Annotated in this window: 5 protein-coding genes; 2 read left to right on the forward strand and 3 right to left on the reverse strand. The window is 49.8% G+C overall.

Annotation, left to right across the window (positions count from 1 at the left end):
- Positions 1 to 236: response regulator (locus tag V6D20_00670; GenBank protein HEY9814310.1), on the reverse strand; the 236-nt coding region annotated here is incomplete at its 3' end.
- 187 nt (positions 237 to 423) lie between these two features.
- On the opposite strand from V6D20_00670, the gene V6D20_00675 reads away from it, so the two are divergent.
- Entirely contained in the window at positions 424 to 1,116 is a 693-nt protein-coding gene (locus V6D20_00675; protein HEY9814311.1) for an SDR family oxidoreductase, read from the forward strand.
- Between the two features lie 291 nt (positions 1,117 to 1,407).
- A complete protein-coding gene (locus V6D20_00680) occupies positions 1,408 to 1,830 on the forward strand; it encodes a hemerythrin family protein (GenBank protein ID HEY9814312.1) in 423 nt (140 codons plus the stop codon).
- A gap of 338 nt (positions 1,831 to 2,168) precedes the next feature.
- Here the strand turns inward: V6D20_00680 and V6D20_00685 are convergent, their stop codons facing one another.
- Together V6D20_00685 and V6D20_00690 are read right to left on the reverse strand one after the other, a co-directional pair.
- A complete protein-coding gene (locus V6D20_00685) occupies positions 2,169 to 3,353 on the reverse strand; it encodes a DUF2382 domain-containing protein (GenBank protein HEY9814313.1) in 1,185 nt (394 codons plus the stop codon).
- Between the two features lie 211 nt (positions 3,354 to 3,564).
- Positions 3,565 to 4,199 (reverse strand): YsnF/AvaK domain-containing protein (locus V6D20_00690; protein ID HEY9814314.1); only part of this gene is annotated, 635 nt, incomplete at its 5' end.

Genomic DNA, 4,199 nt, shown 5'->3' on the forward strand with positions numbered 1-4,199 from the left:
AAGAGATCGAGACCATCGGCGTCTGAGAGATTGAGATCGAGGAGAATGATATCGGGACGGGGAGAGGCGTCGTAGATACCTCGGTGATATAGAAAATCTAAGGCCTCCAGCCCACTGGTGATCGCCACGATCTGATAGCATCCTGAGGTTTCATTTAAGGTTGTTTCGATAATGTGATTGTGGTCTGGGTTGGCATCAATGACCAAAATCAATCGTGCAGGCGCGGCATCTATCATGGCGTTTTAGCGTTGAGGCTAGGGAGATCCGTAAGCTATTCATAACGGAAGATGAATGCGATCGCTCAAAATGCCAGGTTTTCTTATGGTTTGCATATGCTCTGGTCTGGATTGAATCTCCGATGATGAGCGCGCGCGATCGCTATACTGAAACCAGTTGTGACGTAGAAGGTGAGCCAATTCCGCCATGATGAACAGGATAGTGGTTGCTGGTGCAAGCCGCGGTATTGGTGCAGCCGTTGCCCAGCATTTAGAGCCCACGATAGACAATCTCATTTCTGTTTCCCGCACACCGTCGTTTTATGGCATGTGGATTGAAGCAGATCTATCAACGATGGCTGGGGTGAAACGGGTGGCTGAGGTGGTGGGCGATCGCCCTCTCGATGCCTTGCTGTATATGGGTGGCACATGGGAAACCCATGCCTTTACCCCCCAGTATCGTTTTTTGGACTGTTCAGACGACGATATGGTGCGCGTGCTCAATGTGAATTTGCTGGCTCCCATCCGCCTCATTCAAGCCCTGCTGCCTGCCTTGCAATGTAGCCAGAATCCGAAAATTATCCTGATGGGATCGCTCTCCGGGCGCGATAATTTTTCGGGACGGGAAGTGGCGAACTCTGCTTCTAAGTTTGGCCTGCGGGGCGTGGTTCATGCTCTGCGAGAAGAGCTGCGGCCGTCGCGGATTGGGGTGACGGTGATTAATCCTGGCAACGTGGGTACACCGGAAGTGATGGCAGATTTAGCGGCTAACGCGCTGGTGGGCGGCGAGGCGGTGCCGCTTAGCGATCTACTCACTGTGATCGACTGTGTGCTGGCTCTATCCCGCGCAACCTGCATTAAAGAGATTGACCTGCCGGCCATGGGCGGAGAGGGTGCCTAAATGCTTGCGCTGACCTTGGTTCCGCTCGGCTCCTCGGCTGAGACCCTTGAGCGGCAGCGATCGCCCCACCTGCGGCCCTGAAGCGTCACTCTAGAGGAGCGAGTTCAACCGTAATTAGACCGTTAGGCGTTGTTCACATTACGTTTTCTGTCAATGGGGGCGATCGCTACAGGTTAGCCATCGGAGCGGGCATTCTAAGCGTAAGAGATACATGGATCTTGCCTAGGGATAGGTTAGCCGTTGTGTCTTATCCGCTGTAACGAGCCGTTATCGAAACTGGTTAGGTGATCTATGCAGAAATTTGAATGGACAGATAGCCTGAGTGTTGGTGTTCCTATGATTGATATTCATCATAAGGAATTAATCACGGCGTTTAATGATCTATCGGATGCGATTGAGCAAGGAACCGGAGCCAGCTATATCAAAAAGCTGCTGACGTTTCTCAAATATTTTACCGAGTGGCATTTTGAGCAAGAGGAAAGCTGTGCTGCCAAACATCGCTGTGCCATCGGCGAAACCAATCAACAAGCCCATCACAGATTTTTGCAGATCTTTAGCGATCTACGGATTGAGTATCGAGACAGCGGTGCTAGTGAAGCGATCGCCCGCAAAGCCCATGCTCAGCTAGCCGATTGGTTGGTAAACCACATTATGACCATTGATACTCAAATTGGCACCTGTGTGCGTCATTCCTTAAAAAATCAATCCTCCTAGAGGCGAGGGATCTCATTTAGAAGGGTGTTGCTGAATCAGGGTATGAACCTCTAGCAGAGGCTCTGAAACTCCGTGCAACATCTTGTGGAATCATCCTACAATTCAGCAACGCCTTTAGACGAATGGATAGCGATCGTGGGAAATGGGTAGATGAGTGGTAGCACGTCTCATGTTGGTGAATGCTGTTCAATCTGTTGCATGGCAGTATTGTCAGCGCTTTGGTGACTCGTGCCATGCCCGAGCCGCCAAAACCTTGATGGCGATTGCTATGGTTTTGAGTTTAATCGTTGTTGAGGTTACCTAGGAGAGGCGATCGCCCTCGCCTTATTTTGATCCGTCTATGGGTGGTTTTGCTGAGACATAGATGCATTTTCTAATCCCTGTTCATAAACGCGTTGTAAAGACGCGTCAGCAAACTCTAGCCGAACTCCACAGCTATCGTTATCAAGCTGCTGAGATAGATCGCTTAAAATCTGTTGTGCCGTGTGGGCAGAAATATAGTGAGGTGCAGTTATTGGGTTAGCCTCTTGGGAAGATGGAGTATGCAACGAGGTAGGTTGAGCAGAAACGCTTTGCTGAGGGGCAACACTGGGTTGATCCATGGATCCTAAAGCGTTAGATTGAGCCTGATGGAGAGGTTGAGATTGAGAGGGTACAGATGTATCTGAAGGAAAGCCTTCGACGCGATCGCTGATCGGCGTTATCACAGGCTGCCCATCCTGCCCAAAATCAATACTGGCTAGTGGTTTAGGATTCGTGCCCACCTGCTCAATTACTAGCTTCTCGCGCCGAACTGGAACTTCCACTATTTGAGTTTCCACAACTTTGCGAATGATCACCTCACCGACCTTACGCCGCTGGCGATCGCTGACAATTCGTTCTTCAAGCAGTTGAATAGGCTTGATCTCTCTGACAATCTCTTGACCTGTTTCAGGCGTTAAGGTTTTCGGTGACGATGGGCTTGGCATCTCTTCAGGAGGTGCTGCTGGATTGCGAACGATGTCTGGTCGATTTACAGGGGCAGGAGGACGAATTGGCGCAGTTGAAACACTATCTAGAGGCGCAAAGGATTCTAAGGCCCTAGACGACTCCAACGGAACAGACGATTCTAAGGACACGGATGACTCTAGGGGGCCAGACGACTCCAATGCCCCTTTTTCCCAGGTTTGCTGAGCCGAAGCTGGTTTTGGGGTAGATCGTCTTGAGGGCGATCGCCGAATCACGCCGGTTGGATCAAAGCTAGGAAGGGCTATCAGTTGCGATCGCGTTAATCCGTTGAGATAGACTCGTCGGGCTGCCCGATCCACCTGAAACCATTCTGAAGGAAGCAGAACATACTTTTGTGAAGAGTGCTCCAGATAGACGGTCAAGTAACTTGAAAGACCAGTTTCGTCTGTTAAGACCTCTCCTGCCGTACCCACTCGTTCCTGAGGATTACTATACACGTCGAGCTGTTCGACATTAATGTCCCCGAACTTTCTACGATAACTGTCATCTAAAGGGCTTAAGGGTGTTAAATTCATAATAGTTACGTGTTTGTATTGAAATTAAGGGAATTGATTGAGTATTGATCGAATTTAAAAGGAGAGACTGTGGATGCGTTATACACCCACAGTTCATCCATCTCCTATTCCTAGGTTATTTCTAGCTGCCTTTGGGTTGCCCATCCCTAGGGAAAGGGACGAACAGTAACATCCTTACTCTGGGCAGATCCCTAGAATGGGAGTGTCAGCCTTACCGCGTTGTGCGTTGGACACGGGAATCACGTGAGTTATGAGGATCGGTAGCATCTCGATCAGTAGCTTGATCTTCGCTCGTTGCCTTCCGATCAACATCCAAACGCTCTTTACGCAACGTTTTCTGAGCATCTACCGTATCGCGATCTACGACCTTCCGGACATCAACTTCTTCAGTAACAACGGTATCCTTGTGGATATCTGCTGTTTCTTCATAGACTTCCACACGGGCTACCTCACCTTCCCGAAAGGCATCTTTGCCGGGAGTTACGGCTTGTCCAGCATTGCTAGGTGTGTTTCGCTCAATTACGACTCGTTCTTCGGACACAGGAACGGATACATTAGCTTGCTGGGTTTCAACATGCTTACCTACCGAAACCTCTCCCTTTTTCTGACGAAGCTTATCGGCAATCAAACGCTCTTCGTGCAGTTTTAGAGTACCGTGAGACTTATCATTTAGGTTGTAAAGATCAGGATCTCGATCGTACTGAGAAGCGTTCCCTGTGCGAGCGCTGGCATCCGCAGCTGCACGCTTAGCTACACCAGGCTCAGACATACCGTCTCTGCCTGCCCCGTTTTGAGGACTATATACGCCTCGCACGCGGTTTTCGTAATCAGAGTCTACTACCATGT

The organism is Candidatus Obscuribacterales bacterium (assembly GCA_036703605.1).
GTDB lineage: Bacteria > Cyanobacteriota > Cyanobacteriia > RECH01 > RECH01 > RECH01.